Source organism: bacterium Scap17, assembly GCA_013376735.1.
Classification (GTDB): Bacteria; Pseudomonadota; Gammaproteobacteria; order Pseudomonadales; family Halomonadaceae; genus Cobetia.
Genome location: VINJ01000001.1, coordinates 346,613 through 370,614 on the forward strand (window position 1 = coordinate 346,613; position 24,002 = coordinate 370,614).

Below are 24,002 nucleotides of genomic sequence, written 5' to 3' on the forward strand. Positions count from 1 at the left end.
CGAGAGGCGTGGGCGTGGCGTCCGCCATCGGCGCAGGTGTCTGAGGCGCCGTCGGCGCGTCGGAGTGCGGAGCATAAGGAGAAGAGGGCATGGGCATCACGGCAGCAGGAAGACGAAAGCCGACCATCACAATGAGGGTCGGCGTGCATTGTCCGGCTTTCGTCGCTGGCTGTCATGTCCGGCGTGGCGTCGGGCGCGCGGTTGCCTATGTCAGGGCCTGATCAGCAAACCGTCGGCGAGCCACTGCACCAGCAGGTTGATCGCCACGCCCGGGGCTTGTTCTGCCCCCACCTGCGGCGTCAGCAGCTCACCGAGCCGGCCGAAGCTCAGGCCCTTGTCTCCGGCTGCGAGGATGGTGCCGAGAGCCAGGTCTTCCAGTGCATCGAGAGAGCGATAGTGCACCTCGGGCGCGCCAGCGGTGGGTTGGCGCCAGACGATCCAGGGCGTAGGCGTGTCGGACTCGACCGGCGCGCGAGGCGGCTCATCGTTGTCGATGGCCTTCCAGATGGCCGGCGTATCGAAGTGGAACAGGAAGCGCTTGAGGGACGGATGCGCTGCCAGGGTCAGCTCCGGCCACTCCTCGGGGGCCAGTGTCTGCAGGGCCTCTGCACTCAGCGGAGTGCTGTCCACCACATCCAGTGCCAGCCCCAATGCCCATTCAAAGGCGGCCATCTCGGTGACCAGAGAGCGCTCGGGTTCGCGCGCCGCGACGAAGGCCGGGAAATGCTGGCCTGCCCAGCGAATCGAATAATGACTCGGCGGGTGGGCCGCGAGGTAGTCACGACACAGCAGCCCGAAGGCGTCATCGCCGATCAGGGTGTGAACGGCCTCGAAATCTCCGCCGAAGACCTCGAAGAGCCGCAGTCGATAGGCCATCGCGTAGATGTCGAGGCGCTCCTCGGCACTGGCAAGCTGATCACTGATGACGGACTCGGCCGCCGCGCTGCGGGTGTCAGGGCTAGGTGTCGCGAGGTAGGCGCCCGTGGTCTCCTGCAGCTGCGCCAAGGCGCTGCGATCAGCACCGCCTGCGGGGCTCGCTTGCGTCATGCGCGCAGCCCTCCGGTGTCTGCCATCTGATTCGTGCGCGCGGCATCCATCAGCGGACGACCACTGCGCCGGCGCAACTCGGCATACTCCTGCATCAATTCCGACCACGGCGGGAAGTTGTCGTCGCGCTCGATCATGGTGGCGACATCGCCGAAGCGTGCCCGCGCGGCGTCATACAGCGTCCACACGGCGTCCGGGACGGGCTGGTCATGGGTGTCGATGCACAGCTCGCCGCCCGAGACTTCCTGCCGGACATGCCCGGCCAGATGATGCTGCCAGACACGCTCTGCCGGCATGGCGTCCAGATAGGTCAGCGGGTCGAAGCCATGATTGTGGCTCGAGACGATGACGTTGTTCAGGTCAAGCAGGATCAGGCAGTCGGCACGGCGGCTGACCTCGGCCAGAAACTCCCATTCGCTCATCTCGTCAGGGCGCCAGGTCAGGTAGCTGGAGACGTTTTCCAGCAATAACTGACGGCCGAGCGCGTTCTGGACCTGATCGATGCGTTCGGCCAGATGATCGATGGTGGCATCGGTATAGGGCAGCGGCAGCAGGTCATGGAACTGATGCGCGCCGGTACGCGTCCAGCACAGGTGGTCGGAGACCCACAGCGGTTCGATCCGCTCGCAGAGTGCACGCAGCTCGCGCAGGTAGCGGCTGTCGATGGGATGGCTGCCGCCGATGGATAGCGAGACGCCATGCAAGGCGATGGGGTAGTGCTCGCGGACGCGTTCGAGGAAGTGCAGCGGTTTGCCACCGGCACTGACACCGTTGGATTCGATGAATCCGGGCCCCATGTAGTTCTCGCTGATGGCCTCGAACCAGTCGATCTCGGGCAGTGTCGTCAGAATCTCGTGGTAGTACTCGGGGCGCAGACCCAGCCCTTGCCCGGTACCGGCGCTGGCGGGGGTAGGCAGGCGAGCGGTGACAGCTGTCGTCATGCGGGAATCCTCTTCTCGACGGGGCGGATCGCGAAGCAGCTGGGCTGAATGGCATCGGCGCGAGCCTGAAGTCACAACCGGAAACGGGAGAACGGTGTGCCGTCCTCCCGTCGGGAATTCGCCACAGGCGCCTGCCAGGGCAGACGCCTGTGCGTGCCTGAGGATCAGCCCTCGATGACAGTACCCCCTTCGCCGATACAGGATTCAGCGCTGGCAGTGTACGACCAGCCTTGGCCCTTGCAGGCGTTGTGACCCTTGCAGGCGCTGTTGGCAGTCGCGCATTCGGAGGTGCCCTTGCAGGAGTTGATGCCGGAGCACTTCACGGCATTGTCACCGGCGTGCACCGGCAGTGAGGTCAGAGCGGCAGTGGAGAACAGCGCGGCGGCAGCGGCAGCGAAGGTAGCGGCAGTAACGGTCTTCTTCATGGTCATGATGGCTTCCTATCGGGCAGGGCCCGTATTTTTTGAATTATGGATCAGGAACATCGTGGTACCCGCTAGCGTCAGACAGCTCGTTCAGGCGGGTCATGACGTCATACGCCGTCAAAACAAGGTTGGATGCGCAGGCGCCAGAAAAAATCTGACATCATTGTTCACTATGCTTGGAAAGGCAGTCCTGGCGAGTTCGTGAGCCTGCTTATGGTACGCTTTCGCCATCATCTGCCCGATTGCCGATATCCCTTCCTCTTGCTGGAGTTCCCCATGCCGGACCTACTTCGACGCCTGTGGCGCATACCGCGCTGGCGCTGGAGCATCGTGCTCGTTCTACTGTTGGGGGGCTGCAGTGCCGTCGCGATTCATCAGCTCGATGAGCGTTTCGGCCCCGCGTCACCGCGTGAGCGGGGGGTGTCACACGACAGTCTTGCCGGACGTCAGTGGGAGGATGAGGTCAAGCCGGTGATCGAGACGCGCTGCGTGGTCTGTCATGGCTGCTACGACGCTCCCTGTCAGCTCAAGATGTCATCGGCGGCCGGGATCGATCGCGGCATGAATCCGGTGCCGGTCTACGATGGCACGCGCCTGCTGGCGGCCAATCTGACCCGGATGTTCGAAGATGCGGACAGCACCGAGCAGTGGCGCAGCATGGACTTCTCGCCGGTGCTCAATGAGCGCTTCGACTCTCCGGCCGCCAATCTGGAGGGCAGTGTGCTGTTCCGTGCGCTCAGCCAGAAGCGCAAGGCGCCGCTGCCGGTGACTGAAGATGGCCTGCTGCCGGAAGACCGCTTCGACCTGTCGCTCAATCGCAGTCAGGTGTGTGCCCCCGTCGAGGGCTACGACAAGTTCGCCGAAGACCATCCTGACTGGGGCATGCCCTACGCCCTGCCACAGGTCAGCGATGAAGAGCACCGCACGCTGGTGAACTGGCTGGCCAAGGGTGGCGCGATGACGGGCCCGGCACCGCTGCCCCAGGCGCTGATGCCGCACATCGAGCAGGCCGAGCGCTTCTTCAATGGCGACAGCCTCAAGCAACGCCTGATGAATCGCTATATCTACGAGCATCTCTTCCTGAGCCATGTGTATTTCCCGGGCATCAAGGGCGCGGACGGACGGCCGATCTTCTTCAAGCTGGTGCGTTCCAGCACCCCGCCGGGCGAGCCGATCAAGCGCATCTCCACGCGCCGTCCCTACGACCCACCCTACGCCGCCTACACCGCCGATGAGCGCGCGAGCATGCCCCACGATGACGCCGGGCGTCCGCGAGTCTATTACCGTCTGTGGCAGGAGCGCGCGACGATCCTGGCCAAGAATCATCTGCCCTATGCGCTGAATGATGCGCGCTTCAAGCGCTGGCAGGCGCTGTTCTTGACCCCGGATTACCCGGTGGATGACCTGCCGGATTACGACCTCAAGACGGCCTCGAATCCTTTCCTGACCTTCGAGGCCATCCCGGCCGAATCACGCTATCGCTTCATGCTGGATGAGTCGCAGAACACCATCATGGGCTTCATCAAGGGGCCGGTCTGTCGCGGGCAGGTCGCGGTGGATGTGATCAATGATCACTTCTGGGTCGGCTTCACGGACCCGAAGATGTTCAGTCACCCGGAAGTGGAGCGCACCCTGGCCGAGGAAGGGGAGAATCTCAGTCTGCCCGCCGAGCAGAGCAGCAATGCGTTGCCGATCAGCTCCTGGATCAAGTTCGAAAGCAAGCAGGCCGCCTACCTCAAGGCCAAGCAGCGTCTGATGTCACAAGCCTATCTGGATGGCGACCTGCGCCTGGATACGCGTGTGATGTGGGACGGCAGCGGCTGGGCCGAGGGCCCCGGCCAGGGGCGCAACCCCAACGCGGCGCTGACCATCTATCGCCACTTCGACAATGCTGCGGTGATGAAGGGGCTGGTCGGCGGTGTGCCCAAGACCGGCTGGATCATCGACTACCCGATGCTGGAACGTATCCACTATCTGTTGGTCGCTGGTTTCGATGTCTACGGCAACCTGGGACATCAGCTGATCACGCGGCTGTATATGGACTTCCTGCGCATGGAAGGCGAGAACAATCTGTTGGCACTGTTGCCGGCGGGGGAGCGCCAGGCGGTACATGACAGCTGGTATCGTGATGTCGACCCGGGGCTTGGGGGGCTGCTGTTCAAGAAGCCGCCGCAGTTCGATGCCCCCAGTGACATTGTCTGGACACCGCAGGAGCTCTCGTCGCCGGACCAGGCCCGCCTTGGCCTGATGCGGCGCATGCAGGAGCGCCTCGCGCCGGAACTCGTTCATGAGCGCAGTCTGAGCAATGTCGTGGATGAGCACGTGCGACATGAGTTGCAGGCCCTCGCTGCGGTGCAGGGAGTCTCGGCCAGCCTGATGCCGGAGGTGACGATCGTCGCGTTGGAGGATGGCACTGATGAATCGCCGCGCCTTTACAGCGTGCTGCGCAATTCCGCCCACGCCAACATCACCAGCCTCTTCGATGAGGAGGAAAATCGCCGTCCTGAGGAAGACACTCTCGATGTCTTGCGGGGCGTGGCGGGCGATTACCCGAATGCCTTCTGGCGATTGACGCCTGACACTCTGACGGGGCTGGCAGAGCGGGTGGCGGCACTCGAGAGCGAAGAGGACTACCGCGCCCTGCAGGCCGATATCGGGGTGCGCCGGACTGACCCGCGCTTCTGGGAGTTCTCCGACAGCGTGCTGCGCACCAACTATGCTGATCGCCCTGTCGAAGCGGGTCTGCTGGACTATAACCGCCTCGAGAACCGCTGATTGCCAGCGGGGCTTGAGCGGCCGAAACACGCTCTGTCGTCAGGACTGTCTGGGTTGTCGGACTGCTTCGATGACTAACGACTGGCCTGACGGAAAGCAGAAGCCCGCCACGCACATAGCGTGGCGGGCTTCTGTCTTGTGTGGTGCCGACATGGCGCCTTGGCGCCTTGGCGGCGGATCAGCGCAGTGTCGCACCGCGTGATGTGCTGTCAGCAGGCGTCATCAGCGACCGCCCTGACACTCGCCCTCGGCCAGCTCGATCAGGCCATCCAGATGCAGGATATGCACCTCGCGGGCACGAATGTCGACCAGCCCCTGGGTCTGGAAGCGGGTCAGGATACGGCTGATGGTTTCGACGGCCAGCCCCAGATAGTTGCCGATATCGGCGCGTGCCATCGAGAGGCGGAAGCTGTACGGCGAATAGCCTCGGCGACGGAAGCGCTGTGACAGGTTGACCAGGAAGCTCGCCAGCCGCTCATCGGCTGTCTTGCGCGACAGCAGCATCATCATGCGGCGATCTTCGTGCAATTCCTTGCTCAGGCTCTTGAACAGCTGGGTTCTCAGCTCAGGCATCTGCTCCGAGAGCGCATTAAGTCGGTCGAAGGGAATCTCGCAGACGGTGGTGGTCTCCAGAGCCACCGCGGTGCCGGGATAGCAATTGCTGTCGATGGCATCGAGTCCGGCCAGCTCGCTGGGCAGGTAGAAGCCGGTCAGCTGCTCCGTACCGCTGTTTTCATTGGTGACCTGCTTGAGACTTCCGGAGCGCACCGTGAAGACGCAATCGAAGGCATCGCCCTGGGTGAAGAGGACTTCCCCTTTTCTGAGTGGCGCGCGACGGCGGATGATGGCGTCAAACTGGTCGATATCTTCCATGTTCAGTGCCAGTGGCAGGCACAGTGAACTCAGCGAACAGGTCTGGCAGCGGGCTTCATGGGCGCGCAAGCGGTGTGATGCCTGTGCATTGGCCGTCATGGTGACTCTCCTGAGGAATGTCACCGCTACCCCTGGGGCAGGGCAGCGGGAGGGGTCTTTCGGGCGCAACGAATGGTGGGGCGGGGCCTTGTCGCCCGCCGCTGCCCTGCTGAGCCGCAGTGTATCGAGCGGCCAGGGTCTGAGCGCTCATCGGCCGAGGCAGCGCAATTCCGTGACGCCATAATATTAGATTTTATTAATTCATTATCCTGCCCAACCCATGGGCGTTGCAAGGTGTGTGAACTTTAGGCCTGGTTGGCCCCGTGTGACCATACCGCGACGACCTGCCTCAGCTGAAGGTGTGAGTCAGTATGCAGTGGCCAGCGCTCAGTCATCAGTCGCTGGTCATCTGGGCTCAGCCAGCTGCGCCGAGCAGCAGGATCAGCGCGGCGGCCAGCGTCGCCAGTGCCAGAATGCCCCAGGCACGTGGCGCTGGTGTGTCAGGCTGACGTACGCCGTTGATGCGATGTTCCTGCATGGGGCCATCGCCTTCGCGCTCGTTGCTGTCAGCGCGCGAAAGACTGCCCAGTGCCAGCATGGCGAACAACACCAGGCTGCCCAGCGTGAGGGCCAGCACCCAGAGATTCCAGAACAGGGGTAGGCCAGTTGTCTCCAGCAGATTCATGTCGTGTCTCCTGAGGGGGCTGTCATGGGCCGCGGCTGGCGGTGTCCCTCGCAGGGGTGGCCTGCTGCAGGTAGGCGAGCAGAGCCGTGATTTCGGCAGTGCCACGCACGTCATTGGGGGCGGCAAGAATCTCGTCTTCCGCGTAGGGTACGCCCAGGCCTTGCAGGGCTCGCATGCGTGCCGCGATACCTTCGCCGCTCAACGCCCGCTCGAACAGCCACGGGTAGGCAGGCATCGCTGAGTCCGGCACCTGACTGCGCGGGTCATGCAGATGCAGGCGCTGCCAGGCATCGTCATGCTGCGCAGGCAGCTGGCTCAAATCCGTCCCCCAGCGCTCGACGCCCCACAGCGAAGGGCGGTCGTAGAAGCGTGCCCGGGTGGTCGTCGCATCGCCGTGGCGCGCCGTGTCGCCCGGTAGATCGCGCACCATGCGTGTGTGGCACTGCTGACAGCCCTCGCGTTGATAGATGCGCTGACCCTCCAGTGCCAGGGCGCTCAGCGGTTTGAGGTCTTCGGGCGCGCTGGAGAGGCTGGGGTGAGCTCCAAGCGGCACCAGCTGGGCGAGGGCGCCGAGGCTCATGGTGAGCAGGCATAGTGCCGTCATCAGGCCGGCGTGACGTTCGAGCAGGACATGTCTCATGCGTAGTGCCCTCCCGAGGATGTGGCAGGGGGCGTGGCCGAGGGTGATGCAGGAGGCATGGCAGGCTGTGATGATGTCTTCCGCGAGCCGGAATTCGGGAGCTGGCGCTCATGAGCGGCTTGCCGTTCGCTCTTGTGGACAGCCAGGGTGTGCATCACGTTGAGGAGCATCAGCAGCATGCCGAGTGCCCAGCAGACGAGTCCGCCCAACGAAATCATCATCGGCATGCGGGCCGCTGCCAGCACCTCGCTCAGGGTGTATAGCGGTCTGCCGTCATCTGCCAGCACATGCCACATGCTGCCTTGAAGCAGCGTGGTGGCCCAGCTGGCGGCAATGCACAGCAGGGTGCCGATGATGGCCAGCAGGGCATGGGTCTTGAGCAGCGCGAGGGAGCGCATCGGGGGCAGCAGGTGATAGGCCATCACGATGGCGACTGTCGCGACCACCCCCAGGCTTGCTGCCGGCGACAGGCTGTTGGCGGCACTGAAGGTCATGGCATTGAGGGTCGGCAATGACAGCAGGCTGTATTCAAGAACCGCAAGGGCGAAGCTGATCAGAGCTGCCGCCAGCAGGCAGATCAGCGGATCCCGGCGCACTGAGTGCCAATCCTCCTTGAGTGTCATCAGGCCATTGAGGCTGAGTGCCAGCCCCGGTGCCAGTAGCAGGAGGCCCATCGCCATGCCCAGCGTCTGGCTCCAGGCCGGCAGGGCGCTCGCGAACAGCAGCGGAGCACCTCCCCATGTCACCAGCAGCACCAGCATCCAGAAGCTGGTGGTCGCCAGCCGATGCGAGTGGAGCGGCCGCCGCGAGCGGCTCATCACCATGTGATGGAGCAAGGCAATGAGGCCGAATGCGAACATGCCGCCGGGGAGTGGCCCGGCCTGCCAGCGCTGAATCAGTGCCTCGAGGCTGCCCGTGAAGAGCGGTATCGATTCCAGCAGGTCGATCGGCACGCTGAGCGAGATCAGCACATGCTGCATCAACACCAGCATCAGGCCGGCGATGAAGTACCAGCAGGCCACCGGCAGGCGGCGCAGCGTGCGCTGTTCCAGTACCGTGAAGAAGACCCACGCCACGGCCAGCCAGACGAGGGTCATCAGCAGATCGACGAGCCAGGGGGCTTCGGCCATGTACTGGCCCGAGGAGTAGCCTGCGACAATCGCCAGTGCGCCGAGCGCGACCACGGCCTGCCAGCCGAGGAAGGTGAACTGCATCAGCTTGAGCGTTAAAGGGGGCAGTGCGATATCCGGTATCGCCGTCTCGGCGTCCGTGCGTGATTCGCGCTGCAGGACACTGTGCATGGCGATGGAGTAACCACCGGCGATCACTGCCGAGCCGCCCAGACCGTAGAGCAGCAGGTGGTGCTGCAAGGGAGCGAGGCGGCCGTAGCTCAGCCAGGCCGCTTCCGGCCCCAGCGAGGGCCATAGCCAGATGAGGTTGAGCCATACGGCCAGACAGAGGCTGAGCAGGCCCCAGATGACGGCCATACGAGCGAAATCATGGCTTGCGTGATGATGATTGTTCACGTGGGATTGGCAGGCCGAAGCCTCAAGAGCTGTACGCATATCACGACCTCGTCGGCAGTGGGCGAAAGCGCAGTGCTGGTGGTGACGGTGCTGGAAGCGGCGCTGCGGGAGCGGCCATATCACCGACGCCACTGTTCAGGGTGGCAGAGCTGGCGCTGAGCGATATCACGCGCGACCATGACCGACTGACAGGCCATCCCTCGCGCTGGAATGCAGCGTTTACCCCTCATCGGTTCCAGCGTTGTCTGGCGCGAGCCGTACGAGATCAACAGGAGAATTTCGCTTGCCCGCCGTCACTTCATCATCGGACGAAGATGCCAATGCGTCCAATACGGCTGAGGTCCCCAGCCCCTACGCCGAGGAAGGCTTTCGTGTCGCCAGCCTGGCCGACGTCGCCTCGGAGCTTGCTGCTCGCCAGACCATGTCCCACGACGCGCTGACAGCGCGAGGGCCGTGGCGAGGCTGGTTGGCGGAACTGGGCCCGCTTGAGATCCATGGGCGTCCTGAGCGTGCCCTGCTATTGCATGCCCATGGTGCCGGCGCCGGGCGTGAGACCGACTTCCATCAACGGTTCGCTGCTGCCTGCCTGGCGCATGACATGGCATGGCTGGCATTCGATTTCAGCTATCTCGTCAGGATGCGCTGCGAAAGCCGCCGCCGACCGCCACCCCGGCTGCCCGGGCTGATCGAGGAGATGGCGCGCTGGTGTCAGGCGCTGATGGCGTGTGTGGCAGACGTCGACTCCTTGCGATCTCTGCCCTGGCTGGTCGGCGGCAAGTCGATGGGCAGTCGTGTGGCCTCCCATCTGTTGGTGGAATTGGCCCATATGGCGCATGCGCCGTTGCCGGTCGGGTGGTACGCGCTGGGCTATCCCTTCCATCCCACGGGCAAGCCCGACAAGTTGCGCATCGACCATCTGCCGGATATCCCGATGGCCGGCGTGATCTGTCAGGGCAGCCGCGATCCCTTCGGCACTCGAGAGGAAGTGACGGAATATCCGTTGCCGGAAAGCCTCACCTTGCATTGGCTGAATGATGGCGAACATGATTTCAAACCACGAAAAGTGAGTGGCGAGACGCGTGAAGGACTGATTTCGCGTGCAGCACAGGCCTTGGCCCATCACCCGGCATTGGGCGGAAAGCGGCAGTGAATCATCATTATTTGCGGGGCATTACCCAGGCCTTCGATGGCGACAGCGGCATGTCAGAATGATGACGCAACGCTGATGTTTACTGGCCTGCAGGCGAGATGCAGCGGGAAAGTCCTGTCTTATCAATACTCTGTCGCGGACGATTGCTGAAATTGCGCGTAAAAAAAGTATTGACTCATGGGCCGGATTCCGTAGAATGCAGCGCCAACGAGACAGGGGTGGTTAGCTCAGTTGGTAGAGCACCAGCCTTACAAGCTGGGGGTCACTGGTTCGAACCCAGTACCACCCACCATTTGAAAAAAGTCATTGCTTTTCAAAGCGTTACTTGATTAAATGGCCTGGTTCGTTAGCAGAAGCAAGCGTTTGTCGTGGACCGGTAGTTCAGTTGGTTAGAATGCCGGCCTGTCACGCCGGAGGTCGCGGGTTCGAGTCCCGTCCGGTCCGCCATTCTCGTTTGTCATGCGCCCGATGTTGAGTTGTTCTGAAGTGGACCGGTAGTTCAGTTGGTTAGAATGCCGGCCTGTCACGCCGGAGGTCGCGGGTTCGAGTCCCGTCCGGTCCGCCATCAGAATCGCGAGATATCACCGCTGCTTGCAGCAAAGATCGTTTGTATTGGGTGATTAGCTCAGTTGGTTAGAGCACAAGCTTCACATGCTTGGGGTCACTGGTTCGAATCCAGTATCACCCACCAATGCGGACCGGTAGTTCAGTTGGTTAGAATGCCGGCCTGTCACGCCGGAGGTCGCGGGTTCGAGTCCCGTCCGGTCCGCCATTCGATCTACAAGAATTCGTGAAACCCGAGCTTTCGAGCTCGGGTTTTTGCGTTTCTGACTGCCGAAAAATCTTCAGTACTGATCCATCCTCGCTTGTCTTCCGTTCTTGCCTCTTTCCCCTTTCCTCTCTCTTGTCTCTTTTCAACCTTGCCATGTTCCAGGCTTGTCGGCCTTCTCGGTGCACATCGCGACGCTCCCCTTTCCCCGTTGACGGGTATCCTGCACGGTTTTCCTCTCGCTGCCGTCATTACTGGTCTCATTCGCGATGTGGCCTTTGGGAGTATTGAGCCCATGGCGCGATGCTCTACACTGGGATCACTCGTTTCATACGACCGTTTGCCATCTGTCCTCAGCCGTTGATGTCCTGACAGCCTCCTGCTGATGGCCATGATTCATGAGTGTTGCTGATGAGAATGGCGGCGGCACGATACAACAATGATTGTCCGAGGTGCTCGAGACAGCCAAGGAGAGACCGCAATGACTGCCTATCCGAATATCTTCCGTCCGCTGACGTTGGGCCATATCACGCTCAAGAACCGTGTGCTGATGGGCTCGATGCACACGGGGCTTGAGGAGACTCCCAATGGCTTCGCGCGCCTGGCGGCGTTCTATCGTGAGCGTGCACGCCACGGTGTGGCGCTGATCGTCACGGGCGGTATCGCGCCGAACGCGGAAGGGGCTGTCATGCAGGGGGCCGCGAAGCTGACCACCCCGGAGGAGGCGGAGCACCATCGCGAGGTCACCGAGGCGGTGCACGCCGAGGATGGGCGCATCTGTCTGCAGATCCTTCATGCGGGGCGTTATGCTTACTCACCGGATCAGGTCGCGCCCTCGGCGATTCAGGCGCCGATCAACCCCTTCACGCCACGCGCGCTGAGCACCTCAGAGGTCAAGGAGCAGATCGCCGACTACGTGCGCTGCGCCAGCCTGGCACGCGAGGCCGGCTATGACGGCGTCGAGGTGATGGGCTCAGAAGGCTATTTCATCAACCAGTTCATCTGTCGGCGCACCAATCAGCGCGAGGATGAGTACGGTGGCAGCTTCGAGAATCGCATCCGCCTGGCGGTGGAGATCGTCGCCGGTATTCGTGCCGCGCTGGGTGAGGACTTCCTGATCATCTATCGCCTCTCGATGCTGGATCTGGTCGACGAGGGCAGCACCTGGGAGGAAGTGGTCGCGCTCGGCAAGGCCATCGAGGCGGCGGGGGCGAGCCTGATCAATACCGGCATCGGCTGGCATGAGGCGCGTGTGCCGACCATCGTCACCAGCGTGCCGCGCGCTGTCTTCACGGGGCTGACCCAGCGCATGAAGCAGGAGCTCAGTCTGCCGCTGATCACCACCAATCGCATCAACATGCCCGAGGTTGCCGAGTCGGTGCTGGCCGAGGGCCATGCCGACATGGTGTCGATGGCGCGGCCGTTCCTGGCGGATCCTCAATGGGTCAGCAAGGCCAGGGCGGACGATGCTGCCATCATCAATACCTGCATCGCCTGCAATCAGGCGTGTCTCGATCACACCTTCCAGATGAAGCTGACCTCTTGCCTGGTCAATCCGCGCGCCTGTCATGAAACCGAGATGGTGATCGAGCCCGCGCGACATGAGCGCCGTGTAGCAGTGGTGGGCGCAGGGCCTGCCGGCTTGTCTGCCGCCGTGACGGCGGCCGAGCGTGGCCACGAGGTGGTGCTGTTCGAGGCGCAGTCCGAGGTGGGGGGGCAGTTCAATTTCGCACGCCGCATTCCCGGCAAGGAAGAGTTCGACGAGACACTGCGTTACTTCAACGAGAAGCTGGTGCGTTGTGGGGTCGAGGTGCGTCTCAATACCCGCGCCACCGCCGAGATGCTGGCGGAATTCGATGCCGTGATTCTGGCCTCGGGCGTGAAGGCGAGGACGCCGGATATCGAGGGTGTCGAAGCCGGTATCGAGCGGGGGCAGGTGCTCAGCTATGCCGAGGCGATCAGCGCACCGGAGCGGGTCGGGCGTCGCGTGGCGTTGATCGGGGCTGGCGGGATCGGCTTCGATGTCGCGGAGCTGATGACCCACGTCGAGCCGTCGCCCTCGCTGGATGGTGAGCTGTGGTGCGAGGAGTGGGGGGTAGATCTCTCGGTCAGCACGCCTGGCGGACTCAAGGCGCCCGTGATACCGCAGGCGCCACGTGAGGTGTGGCTGCTGCAGCGCAAGACCTCCAAGCCCGGCAAGGGGTTGGGCAAGACCACTGGCTGGGTGCATCGCGCGACCCTCAAGCAGCGTGGCGTCAAGATGGTCGCCGGCTGTGAGTATCGCTCGATCGACAGCGAAGGCCTGACCGTCAGCCTCAATGGCGAAGAGCAGCATCTGGCGCTGGATAGCATCGTGCTGTGCGCCGGGCAGGATTCGGTGCTGGAGCTCAAGGCGCCTCTGGAGGCGGCGGGGGTGGAGCTGCATATCGTCGGTGGCGCCGACAAGGCGGCAGAGCTGGATGCCAAGCGCGCGATCGCGCAGGGCACCATGGCGGCCGCAGCCCTTTGAGTTGACCGCGATCACGCATGGGGATATTCAGCGTTGAGCTGAGCCGGACCACTGCCTAGACTGATGGAAGCCATCGCGGACGCCGTGCCTTTGTTGCATGTGCCTCCGTGGTGGCTTTGTCGTCTTCAGAGTTTGCCTCAGGCGCCGCGCCAGCGGTTCGATGCGCTCTGATTTCTGCCTTGTCGCCACGATGGGATCTGCTCATGTCACCGCACGCCACCGCCTCACGCCATGCCACCGCTGAGGCTCTGATGCCGGACACCGAGGACAGCCCTTTGTCGCCGCAGAGGGAGAGCGCTCGGGATTCATCATCGCTGGCCGCCTCCCCGCCGGTAGCCGAGACACTGGACAGCCTGCTGGATCTGTTCACGCCGCCAGCGGTCGAGCGCCTGGCGTGGCCGCTGGCCGATGAGGCCGGTGTGATCGTCGAGTGCCTGCGCGCTGACACGCTGGATAGCGAGATTTCCGGTAACAAGGCCTGGAAGTTGCGCCTGCCGCTGGCCAGGGCGTTGAGCGAGAAGCGGGGCATCATCAGCTGTGGAGGGGGGTGGTCGAACCATCTGCATGCATTGGCGGCGGCGGGTGCCAGATTGGGTATCGAGACGCATGGCCTGGTGCGCGGGCACCCCGAAGCGCCGCTGACGCCCACGCTCGCCGATGCACGTGACAATGGCATGCGCTTGAGTTTCGTCTCGCGAGCCGAGTACCGGCAGCGCGACCAGCCTGATTTTGCCAGGCGCCATGGCGAGGGAGTATGGATTCCCGAGGGTGGCGGTTGCGTGGAGGGTGTCGCCGGGCTGGCACCGTTGGCCCAGGCGTTGGCCGAGCCGGTGCCCGGCGAGTCTGCGCCGCAACTGGTACTGCTGGCCTGTGGCAGCGGCACGACGCTTGCCGGGGTGCTGAGCGCGCTGGGCGAGCGCGATGGGCTGCGGGTCATCGGGGTGCCGACCATGAATCATGGCGATCAGCTTTACCATCGTGTGCGTCGCCTGCTGGCGGAGAGTGGCGGCAGCCAGCAGAAGACGCCGGAGTGGGGGCTGTGGCTGGGCGCGCAGGCCGGCGGCTTTGCCAAGGCGCCTGACTGGTTGATCCAGTTCATTCAGCGCTTCGAGGCTGAGACCGGCGTTGCGGTGGAGCCGGTCTACACCGCCAAACTGTTTGCGGCGCTGGCGCACCATCTGGCCAATGGTCTGATCGCACGCGGTACGCGCATTCGCGTGCTGCACAGCGGGGGCTTGCAGGGGCGACGAGGCTATCCGGCGTTGCAGGCCATCTGAGGGTGCTGCCGGGGTGAGTGTCATCTGGCTCGTCCCCTCCTGTGAGGCACCATCCGGTGGCTTGCGTGCAGCCTTCACCTGCCACTGGCGGCGACGTGCAGCGCTGTTATGATGGAGTTTCTGCAGCGGCTCCTGCCATCCGGGAGCCGTGTCTGTTTCACCGGACAGGGTGATCCCCTGTCCCGCTCTGGAAATTCCCATGACGACTGACGCCATTGCCCCGACCCCCGCTGCGACCTCTGCTGCCGATGAGGCGTGCACTTCACGCTTTCTGGCCAGTGACAACACGTCCGGTATCTGTCCCGAGGCGATGGCGTACATGATGCAGGCCAATCGTGATGACGACCTCGCCTACGGCAATGACCGCTGGACGCAGCAGGTCACCGACAGCTTCCGTCAGTTGTTCGAGACCGAGTGCGAGGTGTTCTTCGTCTTCAATGGCACCGCCGCCAACTCCCTGTCGCTGGCCCATCTGTGCCAGTCCTACCACAGTGTCATCTGCCACGAACTGGCCCATATCGAGACCGATGAATGCGGTGGGCCGGAGTTCTTCTCCAACGGTTCCAAGTTGCTCAACGCGCCGGGCCCCGACGGCAAGCTGACGCCGGAAGGCATCGAGCAGCTGGTCACCAAGCGCAGCGATATCCACTATCCGCGTCCGCGGGTGATCTCCCTGACCCAGTGCACCGAGGTCGGCACCGTCTACAGCCTGGAGGAACTGCAGGCGATTCGTGAGGTGGCGGACCGTCATGACCTTCAGATCCATATGGATGGCGCCCGTTTCGCCAATGCCTGCGCCGCGCTGGGTGTCTCGCCGGCCGAGCTGACCTGGAAGGCGGGCGTGGACGTGCTGTGCTTCTCCGGCACCAAGAATGGTCTGGCCATGGGAGAGGCGGTGATCTTCTTCGATCGCAAGCTGGCACGCGATTTCGATTATCGCTGCAAGCAGGCCGGTCAGCTGGCCTCCAAGATGCGCTTCATCGCGGCGCCCTGGATGGGGCTGCTGGAAAATGATGTCTGGCTGAACAACGCCCGTCATGCAAACGGCATGGCGCAGTATCTGGCCGAGCGCCTCGAGGCGCTGGAGGGCATCGAGCTGCTGTTCCCCAGCGAGGCCAACAGCGTGTTCGCCAGCTTCCCCGAGCATGTGCTGGCGGCACTGCGTGAGCGTGGCTGGACCTTCTATACCTTCATCGGTGCGGGCGGCGCGCGCTTCGTCTGCTCCTGGAACACCACCACCGAGTTGCTCGACGCCTTGCTCAAGGATATTCGCGACGTGCTGTGAGTCTCTCGATTCAGGCAGTCCCCAAGGCGTGAGCGCCTCCCTCAAAATCCCCATCGCCCCGGCGATGGGGATTTTTTTTATGGCCTGTTGTCTGGTCTGGTCAACGTCATGTGTGACTGAGGCAATAGTCTGATCAGGTTGGTAGCCACTTCGTCGCCAGTCATTGTCTTCATGGTCTTTGCGGCGAAGCAGGAGGCTGTGTGAAGAGCGGCGGGGGTGGTCGGGTGAGAGGTGTGGACGCGATCATTCTTGCTCGACTGGCTGGTATGCAGTGTCGTCTGGGCGTGCGAGTGACTGGCGTCAACCGTCAGTCTCTTCCTATGCTCAGGGTGTGCTGCGGTGCAACATGAGGTGGAGGGAGTACCCGCGGCAGCAGAGACATTGGTCGTGTTCCTGCTTCTTTCTTCAACGTGTTGTCAGGGGGATTCAGGCGCGAACGGAGTGTCTGCTGACCCTCTGGTTGCCGTAGATCCTGTGATGGCTGGCAGAACTGGCTGCGCTGGCGGAAAGTTCGTTGAATGCTTTCATTCACTGTATTGGACACCGGCACCCTATATCGACCTATGCTGATAAACACGCCGAGGCAGTCGTCCTGCGAACGCCATCCAGGCTGAGCGGGCGAGCGAATCTTGCGGTCTTATCTGAGTGGGCCCGGCGATGGTCCCAGCGACTGATGTCGCGACAAGGAGGCTTCCATGAGCATCTTCGATCACGTGCAGAGCCGCTATGAGCGGATTCAGCAAGAAGAGATGAGTCTCCAGGAGTACCTGGAGTTGTGCCGGCAGGACGCTACTGCCTACGCCAGCGCTGCAGAGCGCATGCTGGCGGCCATCGGTGAACCGGAGGTCATCGATACCGCCAAGGACCCCAGTCTTTCCCGTATCTTTTCCAACAAGCTGATCCGCCGCTATCCAAGCTTTGCCGAGTTCTATGGCATGGAAGAGGCGATCGAGCAGATCGTTTCCTACTTCCGGCATGCGGCGCAGGGACTGGAGGAGCGCAAGCAGATCCTGTATCTGCTCGGCCCGGTGGGCGGTGGCAAGTCGTCTCTGGCGGAGCGCCTCAAGCTGCTGATGGAGCAGATCCCCTTCTATGCCATCAAGGGCTCGCCGGTATTCGAGTCTCCGCTGGGGCTGTTCTCGCCGGAGGAAGATGGTGAGCTGATCGAGAAGGAGTACGGCATTCCTCGGCGCTGCATGCGCAGTGCAATGTCGCCGTGGGCCGCCAAGCGGCTCAAGGAATATGGCGGAGATATCAGCAAATTTCGCGTGGTCAAGCTCTACCCCTCGCGCCTCAATCAGATCGGTATCTCCAAGACCGAGCCGGGTGATGACAACAACCAGGACATTTCCGCGCTGGTCGGCAAGGTCGATATCCGTCAGCTGGAGCTCTATGCCCAGGACGACCCGGATGCCTACAGCTTCTCCGGCGGGCTGTGCAAGGCCAACCAGGGGCTGATGGAATTCGTCGAGATGTTCAAGGCGCCGATCAAGGTGCTGCACCCGCTGCTGACCGCGACCCAGGAGGGCAATTACAACCCGACGGAAGGTATGGGCGCGATTCCCTTCGATGGCGTGGTGCTGGCGCACTCCAACGAGAGCGAGTGGCAGGCATTTCGCAACAACCGCAACAACGAGGCCTTCCTTGATCGCGTCTATATCGTCAAGGTGCCTTACTGCCTGCGCGCCTCCGAGGAGGTCAAGATCTACGCCAAGCTGCTGGAGCATTCGTCGCTGAATCAGGCGCCCTGTGCCCCAGATACGCTGCGCATGCTGTCCCAGTTCATCGTGCTGTCGCGTCTGCGTGAGCCGGAGAATTCCAGCGTCTACTCGAAGATGCGCATCTATGACGGCGAGAACCTCAAGGATACCGATCCGCGCGCCAAATCGATCCAGGAATACCGCGACAGCGCCGGTGTTGACGAGGGGATGGATGGGCTCTCGACACGCTTTGCCTTCAAGATTCTCTCCAAGGTCTTCAACTTCGATGCCAGTGAGGTCGCGGCCAATCCGGTCCATCTGCTCTACGTGCTGGAGCAGCGCCTCGATCAGGAGCAGCTGCCCAAGGAAACCCATGAGCGCTACCTGCGCTATATCAAGGAATACCTGGCACCCCGCTACGTCGACTTCATCGGCAAGGAGATCCAGACCGCCTATCTCGAGTCCTATTCCGAGTATGGGCAGAACATCTTCGATCGCTATGTGACCTATGCCGACTTCTGGATCCAGGAGCAGGAGTATCGCGATCCCGAGACCGGTGAACTGCTGGACCGTCAGTCACTCAACGAGGAACTGGAGAAGATCGAGAAGCCCGCGGGCATCTCCAACCCGAAGGATTTTCGTCACGAGGTGGTCAACTTCGTGCTGCGCGCACGGGCGCAGAACAACGGTACCAACCCGAGCTGGCAGTCCTACGAGAAGCTGCGTGCGGTGATCGAGAAGAAGATGTTCGCCAATACCGAAGAGCTGCTGCCGGTCATCTCCTTCAATGCCAAGGCCTCGGCATCCGACCAGCGCAAGCACGAGGACTTCGTGGCGCGCATGGTGGATCGCGGCTACACCGAGAAGCAGGTGCGCCTGTTGTCCGAATGGTACCTGCGCGTACGCAAGTCGCAGTAAGCCCTGCCGACTGACGACAGGCCTGCCGGCGGGCACGATTGCCGCCGGCACTTGCCATCCGGCCATCCGCTGAGGGCGGGGCCGGCAAGGAGGGCGAATGAGTTATTTCATTGATCGACGCAGCAATGCACGCAACAAGAGTGCAGTGAATCGACAGCGCTTCATTCGGCGCTATCGCAGTCATATCAAGCGGGCGGTGGAGGATGCCGTCAATCGGCGCTCCATCACCGACATGGAGCGCGGTGAGGAAGTCTCCATCCCGACGCGAGACATTTCCGAGCCGGTCTTCCAGCACGGGCAGGGCGGCAAGCGGCGTGTGATCAATCCCGGCAACAAGGAATTTGTCGAAGGGGACCGCATGCGCCGTCCCGGCGGTGGTGGTGGGGGAAGTGGCAGTGGCGAAGGCCAGGCCTCCAATCAGGGCGAAGGGGAAGACGACTTTGCCTTCACCCTGTCGCGTGAGGAATTTCTCGAGTTCGTCTTCGACGGACTGGAACTGCCGCATCTGGAGCGCAAGCAGATCGCGGACATGGAAGAGGTGCGCCCAGTGCGCGCGGGGATTGCGCGTGACGGCACACCGGCACGTATCAACATCGTTCGCTCGATGCGCTCGGCACAGGCGCGGCGCATCGCGATGCGTTCCCCGATCAAGCGAGCGCTGAAGGAGGCTGTCGAAGCGCTGGAGCAGGAGGAGCGCAAGGACCCGGTGCTGCGCAACAAGGTGCGCATCAGTGAGCTCAAGGCGGAAATCGAGCGGCTCGAGGCGCGCCTCAAGGCGGTGCCGTTCCTCGATACCTATGATCTGCGCTACAACCACCTCATCAATCAGCCGATGCCGTCCAACAAGGCGGTGATGTTCTGCGTGATGGATGTCTCGGGGTCGATGACCCAGGCGCACAAGGACATCGGCAAGCGTTTCTTCCTGTTGTTGTATCTGTTCCTGGAGCGCAACTACGAGAAGGTCGAGCTGGTCTTCATCCGTCATCACACCGCTGCCAAGGAAGTCGATGAGGAGGAGTTCTTCTACTCCCGCGAGACCGGCGGCACCATCGTGTCCAGTGCCCTCACGCTGCTCGATGAGGTGATCGAATCGCGCTACCCGGCCGGCGAGTGGAATCTCTACGTGGCGCAAGCCTCGGATGGCGACAACTGGGACGACGATTCCACCAATTGTCGCGAACTGATGATCAAGAAGCTGATGCCGCGCCTGCAGTACTACGCCTATGTGGAGATCACGCCGCATGCCCATCAGGCGCTATGGGAGGAGTACGAGCGGGTCGAGGCGGAATTTCCGGAACGTTTTGCCATGCAGCAGATCGTCGAGGCAGGCGACATCTACCCGGTATTCCGCGAGCTGTTCAAGCGCCGCATCAGCGCCTGATCACATCATGCGACGTGCCCGGCAGTCACGCCGGGTCAGGAGGCCTCATGAGTCATGGTCTTGATGGCGGTCTTGATGACCGAGTGGGCAAGCACATCGATAGCCGGCTGGAAGATACCCAACCGGCCAGCGGGTCGGATTGGACCTTCGAATTGCTCGAGCATTTCGAAAGCGAGATCGCGCGCATCGCCGCGCAGTACCATCTGGATATCTACCCCAACCAGATCGAGGTGATCACGTCCGAGCAGATGATGGATGCCTACGCCAGTATCGGCATGCCGGTCGGCTACCATCACTGGTCGTTCGGCAAGCAGTTCCTGTCGGTGGAGCAGGCGTATCGGCGAGGGCAGATGGGGCTGGCCTATGAGCTGGTGATCAACTCCGACCCGTGCATCGCCTATCTGATGGAAGAGAACACCCTGATGATGCAGATTCTGGTCATGGCGCATGCCTGCTATGGCCACAACAGCTTCTTCAAGGGCAATTATCTGTTCCGCACCTGGACGGATGCCTCGGCGATCATCGACTACCTCGTCTTCGCGCGGAAATACGTGTCCGAGTGCGAGGAGCGTCATGGCGTGGACGCCGTCGAGCAGCTGCTCGATGCCTGTCATGCGCTGCAGAACTATGGCGTGGATCGCTACAAGCGTCCTTCAGCCATCTCGCCGGAAGAGGAGGTCCAGCGTCAGCAGGAGCGAGAGGCCTACCTGCAGGCCCAGGTGAATGCGCTTTGGACCACGATTCCCCAGGCGGGCGAAGAGGATGAGGTGGTCGATGAGGTCAATGATCCTCTCGGTCTGCATCGCCGCGGACACTATCCGCCGGAACCGCAGGAGAACCTGCTCTATTTCATCGAGAAGAATGCCCCGTTGCTGGAGCCCTGGCAGCGCGAGCTGGTGCGTATCGTGCGCAAGCTGGCGCAGTACTTCTATCCACAGCGCCAGACGCAGGTGATGAACGAGGGGTGGGCATGTTTCTGGCATTACACCATCATGAATCAGCTCTACGATGAGGGGGTGATCGGCGAGGGCGTGATTCTCGAGTTCCTGCAGTCGCATACCTCGGTGGTGCAGCAGCCCGGCTTCGATCACCCGCATTACAACGGCATCAATCCCTATGCGCTGGGCTTCGCGATGTTCACCGATATCAAGCGTATCTGTGAGCACCCCGACGATGAGGATCGTGAGTGGTTCCCGGATATCGCCGGCAGCGACTGGCTGGAAACGGTGCACTTCGCGATGCGCAACTTCAAGGATGAGTCCTTCATCCAGCAATTCCTGTCGCCCAAGGTGATCCGGGATCTCAAGCTGTTCTCGCTGGTCGATGATGACAGCGATGAGCATCTCGTCATTGACGCCATTCACGACAGTCGCGGTTACAAGCGCATTCGTGAGGCGCTGTGCGTGCAGTACGCGCTGAGCCATCGTGAGCCGAATATCCAGGTGTGGGCCGCCAATATTCGCGGTGATCGCTCGCTGACCCTGCGCCATGTGCAGGATGATCGCCGCCCGCTGGCGCGCAGCGTCTACCCCGTGATGCGCTATCTGCACCAGCTTTGGGGCTTCCCCGTTCATCTGGAGTCGATGGAGAGCGATGAGGTGGCAAGGCGCTACCAGTGGCCGCTGCCGGAGGATGCCAATCCCGGCTGACAGGGCTTCAGGGGGAGTTCATGGCGGCTCAAGGTGGTATCGAGGGGATGTCCGACCTGACCGGCGCGCAATCGGCATGAGACAGGCATAAAAAACCGCCGTGAGGACACTCTCGCGGCGGTTTTCTTGTTTCAGTGGGCTCTCGTGCTTTCAGCCAGAGAGCTTCGATTGAGCGCCTCAGGACGGACGCTTGGTCCAGGACTGGCACCAGCCCTTCGGTTCGACGCTATGGCTGGGAAAAAGCTGGCAGCCCTCGTTCTCGGGCTTGTAGAACATGCAGTTGGCGCAGTCCGAACCCGGCTTGAAGGCGGGATGATCCTCGGCCTCACTGGCGACCTCCACATAGTTGAGCGCCTTTGCCTGTGGGTTGGAGGTATCCAGTCGCGGCAGGTCGGCGGCAAGGGCGCGGGGTGAAAGTATGGCGGCGCCCAGCGGCAGGGCAGCAAGCCCCAGCAGGCTATTGCGCATGAAGTTACGGCGGCTCTGATTGGCCATGGTCGGATTCCTTCTCATCAATGGAGCACAACCGTCGGGATGTGCTGCGGTCACGGCTCGCCTGTCAGGAGGCGCTTGCATGTCAGTCGTTGCAGTGTCGCGGGTGCCACCGGCACCTTGATGGGCACTCTGTGTGGCATTGCTGACCGCTTGCTGGCATTCATGGATGCAGGTGGCATGCCAGATGCTGAACATGTGGTCAGGTTCTGCGCCATCAGTGTTCGGGCAGATTTGTCAGGAGGTTTCTGCTTGCCGATGGTGCATCAAGCGGGTGCTACCTGTTTATTGTGGCTTGAGTTGGGGCAACCGTCAGCCTCGCTGGCATAACTCTGGCATGATGGAATCGACGCAGTAGCGTGAATGACATCGCTGTGGCCCGCGAGCCATGGCGAAATGATGAATGCATGCCTTGCCGAGGTAACTGCAACGACAAGAAGGAAATGGCGGGATGCTGGATGTGATGGATGATATTCGCTCGGCCGGCCGCAAGCTATGGCGAGGCTTCGGGGTCAGCGTGGTGTTTGCACTGGTAGGGGGTGGGCTCTGGTGGTGGCAGGAGCGCGACTACCAGCAATTCTACGTCTGGCAGGGCGTGCCGCAGGCGCGTGCGCTGGACTGGAAGACGCTGGCGCGTGGCTTGCGCAGCGATGCCTATCTGGTGGGGTGGTCTGATCTGCGTGCCAACCCGTTGTGGGTGACATGGCGGCTCGAGAATACTCAAGGGTCGCGGCTGGGGGAGCGTCCTGACGAATTTGAGCGCGACTGGCGCTCACTTTGGCCCGTCACGCCGGATAGCTATCGCAACAGTGGCTACGATCGTGGGCACCTGGCGCCCAACTACGCCATCGGCAAGATCTACGGCGTCAAGGCGCAGCATCAGACCTTCCGCATGACGAATATCTCGCCACAGACACCGGCACTCAATCGCAAGCTTTGGCAACGGCTGGAAGCTGCCATCATGGACAGCATCCTGCCACGTGAAGGTACGCTGTGGATCACGGCAGGACCGGTCTTCAGCGGCAGTATCGAGCGGCTGCCCAATCTGATCGAGATTCCCGATGCCTTCTACAAGATCATCATCTCGCCCGGTTCGGGCCGGCAGGCACCGCGTGCGTTGGCATTTCTCCTTCCGCAGCAGGTGAGGGGAGATGAGCCGCTGGATCGCTTTCTGGTCAGCATCGACCGCATCGAGTCACTGACAGGGCTGGACTTCTTCCATGAGCTTCCCGATGACGTCGAGCAGCGCCTCGAGGCGCAAGTCGTGCGCGATGGCTGGCAGGTGGACAGTTTCAGTCGTACGCCATCACGTTATTGAGCGCACAGGGAGAGGCAGGTGACATAGGAGCCTATCAGCGCCAAGCCAAGGTCCGACAGAACCAGGTCCGGCGGGAAGAGGGCGGCTGAAAAGAGTTATCCACAGCGCCAGGCATGGCAACGGGTGTGGACAAGTTGCGCATGAGGAGGGCGGTATTATCGTCGGGGCATGCGAAAGACAACGCAGGGCGCTGTGGGGCTGGACAAAACAAGAGGGTGAGTCAGTCAGGATATTGCAAGGGGGGGGAGTATCGCGATGTGAGCAGCAGGTGCTGCGAGGATGCATCGGATATCAACTTGATGGTGCCCAGAAGAGGACTTGAACCTCCACGTCCATAAGGACACTAGCACCTGAAGCTAGCGCGTCTACCAATTCCGCCATCTGGGCATCAAGTTGTGTGCTGAAGTCTCAAGAGCTGAGTCTTGCAGCTGAACGAGCATGAGATCCTTGGTAGTGGATGCCATGTTCCCTGTTCGAGTGCGCATCGTGGTGCCCAGAAGAGGACTTGAACCTCCACGTCCATAAGGACACTAGCACCTGAAGCTAGCGCGTCTACCAATTCCGCCATCTGGGCGAAGCGCGATACAGGGGGCGTTCGTTGTG

17 protein-coding genes and 7 tRNA genes are annotated in these 24,002 nt (G+C 62.1%); 14 read left to right on the forward strand and 10 right to left on the reverse strand.

Annotated elements, in window-relative coordinates; genetic code table 11:
- Window positions 1-210 precede the first annotated feature (210 nt).
- The 3 genes from FLM52_01585 to FLM52_01595 all read right to left on the reverse strand — a co-directional run bounded on the left by FLM52_01585 (window position 211) and on the right by FLM52_01595 (window position 2,413).
- Window positions 211-1,047, reverse strand: a complete 837-nt coding sequence (locus FLM52_01585; GenBank protein NVN54504.1) for a DUF2063 domain-containing protein — start codon at window positions 1,045-1,047, stop codon at window positions 211-213.
- Window positions 1,044-1,988, reverse strand: coding sequence for a DUF692 domain-containing protein (locus FLM52_01590; GenBank protein NVN54505.1), 945 nt, complete (start codon window positions 1,986-1,988; stop codon window positions 1,044-1,046). The genes FLM52_01585 and FLM52_01590 overlap by 4 nt, the downstream gene beginning before the upstream one ends.
- 164 nt (window positions 1,989-2,152) lie before the next feature.
- Window positions 2,153-2,413 (reverse strand): hypothetical protein, encoded by a 261-nt coding sequence (locus tag FLM52_01595; GenBank protein ID NVN54506.1) that lies wholly within the window; start codon window positions 2,411-2,413, stop codon window positions 2,153-2,155.
- Window positions 2,414-2,689: 276 nt separating this feature from the next.
- On the opposite strand from FLM52_01595, the gene FLM52_01600 reads away from it, so the two are divergent.
- Entirely contained in the window at window positions 2,690-5,188 is a 2,499-nt protein-coding gene (locus FLM52_01600) for a 9-hexadecenoic acid cis-trans isomerase (GenBank protein NVN54507.1), read from the forward strand.
- Window positions 5,189-5,410: 222 nt separating this feature from the next.
- Here FLM52_01600 and fnr read toward each other — a convergent pair whose 3' ends face one another.
- The 4 genes from fnr to FLM52_01620 form a co-directional block, all read right to left on the reverse strand.
- Entirely contained in the window at window positions 5,411-6,160 is a 750-nt protein-coding gene (gene fnr, locus FLM52_01605; protein NVN54508.1) for a fumarate/nitrate reduction transcriptional regulator Fnr, read from the reverse strand.
- 355 nt (window positions 6,161-6,515) lie between these two features.
- Entirely contained in the window at window positions 6,516-6,785 is a 270-nt protein-coding gene (locus FLM52_01610; GenBank protein NVN54509.1) for a hypothetical protein, read from the reverse strand.
- A gap of 22 nt (window positions 6,786-6,807) precedes the next feature.
- Window positions 6,808-7,425: a cytochrome-c oxidase, cbb3-type subunit II gene (locus tag FLM52_01615; protein NVN54510.1), complete on the reverse strand. Its 618-nt coding sequence runs from the start codon at window positions 7,423-7,425 to the stop codon at window positions 6,808-6,810.
- On the reverse strand, window positions 7,422-8,990 hold the full coding sequence (locus FLM52_01620; GenBank protein NVN54511.1) for a hypothetical protein: 1,569 nt from the start codon (window positions 8,988-8,990) through the stop codon (window positions 7,422-7,424). Before FLM52_01620 ends, FLM52_01615 begins: the two co-directional genes overlap by 4 nt.
- 436 nt (window positions 8,991-9,426) lie before the next feature.
- Here FLM52_01620 and FLM52_01625 point away from each other — a divergent pair, with 436 nt between their 5' ends.
- From FLM52_01625 to FLM52_01680, 12 genes are all read left to right on the forward strand, one after another.
- A complete protein-coding gene (locus FLM52_01625; GenBank protein ID NVN54512.1) occupies window positions 9,427-10,101 on the forward strand; it encodes a hypothetical protein in 675 nt (224 codons plus the stop codon).
- Between the two features lie 216 nt (window positions 10,102-10,317).
- Window positions 10,318-10,393: transfer RNA gene (locus FLM52_01630), tRNA-Val, on the forward strand.
- A 78-nt stretch (window positions 10,394-10,471) separates the two neighbouring features.
- Window positions 10,472-10,548, forward strand: a tRNA-Asp gene (locus FLM52_01635).
- A gap of 41 nt (window positions 10,549-10,589) precedes the next feature.
- A tRNA-Asp gene (locus FLM52_01640) sits at window positions 10,590-10,666 on the forward strand.
- A 49-nt stretch (window positions 10,667-10,715) separates the two neighbouring features.
- Window positions 10,716-10,792 (forward strand) — tRNA-Val (locus FLM52_01645).
- Window positions 10,793-10,796: 4 nt separating this feature from the next.
- Window positions 10,797-10,873, forward strand: a tRNA-Asp gene (locus tag FLM52_01650).
- A gap of 478 nt (window positions 10,874-11,351) precedes the next feature.
- Window positions 11,352-13,379 carry an NADPH-dependent 2,4-dienoyl-CoA reductase gene (locus FLM52_01655; protein NVN54513.1) on the forward strand — a complete coding sequence of 676 codons (2,028 nt, stop codon included), beginning with the start codon at window positions 11,352-11,354 and terminating at the stop codon, window positions 13,377-13,379.
- A 203-nt stretch (window positions 13,380-13,582) separates the two neighbouring features.
- On the forward strand, window positions 13,583-14,656 hold the full coding sequence (locus tag FLM52_01660) for a pyridoxal-phosphate dependent enzyme (protein ID NVN54514.1): 1,074 nt from the start codon (window positions 13,583-13,585) through the stop codon (window positions 14,654-14,656).
- A 199-nt stretch (window positions 14,657-14,855) separates the two neighbouring features.
- Window positions 14,856-15,941: a low specificity L-threonine aldolase gene (locus FLM52_01665; protein ID NVN54515.1), complete on the forward strand. Its 1,086-nt coding sequence runs from the start codon at window positions 14,856-14,858 to the stop codon at window positions 15,939-15,941.
- Window positions 15,942-16,636: 695 nt separating this feature from the next.
- The gene (locus FLM52_01670) at window positions 16,637-18,559 is read left to right on the forward strand and encodes a PrkA family serine protein kinase (protein ID NVN54516.1); all 1,923 of its coding nucleotides are present in this window, start codon (window positions 16,637-16,639) and stop codon (window positions 18,557-18,559) included.
- 97 nt (window positions 18,560-18,656) lie between these two features.
- The gene (locus tag FLM52_01675) at window positions 18,657-19,940 is read left to right on the forward strand and encodes a YeaH/YhbH family protein (GenBank protein NVN54517.1); all 1,284 of its coding nucleotides are present in this window, start codon (window positions 18,657-18,659) and stop codon (window positions 19,938-19,940) included.
- Between the two features lie 47 nt (window positions 19,941-19,987).
- Window positions 19,988-21,589 carry a SpoVR family protein gene (locus FLM52_01680; protein ID NVN54518.1) on the forward strand — a complete coding sequence of 534 codons (1,602 nt, stop codon included), beginning with the start codon at window positions 19,988-19,990 and terminating at the stop codon, window positions 21,587-21,589.
- A gap of 177 nt (window positions 21,590-21,766) precedes the next feature.
- Here the strand turns inward: FLM52_01680 and FLM52_01685 are convergent, their stop codons facing one another.
- Entirely contained in the window at window positions 21,767-22,084 is a 318-nt protein-coding gene (locus FLM52_01685) for a high potential iron-sulfur protein (GenBank protein NVN54519.1), read from the reverse strand.
- 460 nt (window positions 22,085-22,544) lie between these two features.
- Between FLM52_01685 and FLM52_01690 the strand changes: the two genes are divergently transcribed.
- Window positions 22,545-23,399, forward strand: a complete 855-nt coding sequence (locus FLM52_01690) for a DNA/RNA non-specific endonuclease (GenBank protein ID NVN54520.1) — start codon at window positions 22,545-22,547, stop codon at window positions 23,397-23,399.
- A gap of 300 nt (window positions 23,400-23,699) precedes the next feature.
- On the opposite strand, the gene FLM52_01695 is transcribed toward FLM52_01690, so the two are convergent.
- Window positions 23,700-23,786, reverse strand: a tRNA-Leu gene (locus FLM52_01695).
- Window positions 23,787-23,886: 100 nt separating this feature from the next.
- Window positions 23,887-23,973 (reverse strand) — tRNA-Leu (locus tag FLM52_01700).
- Between the last annotated feature and the right edge of the window lie 29 nt (window positions 23,974-24,002).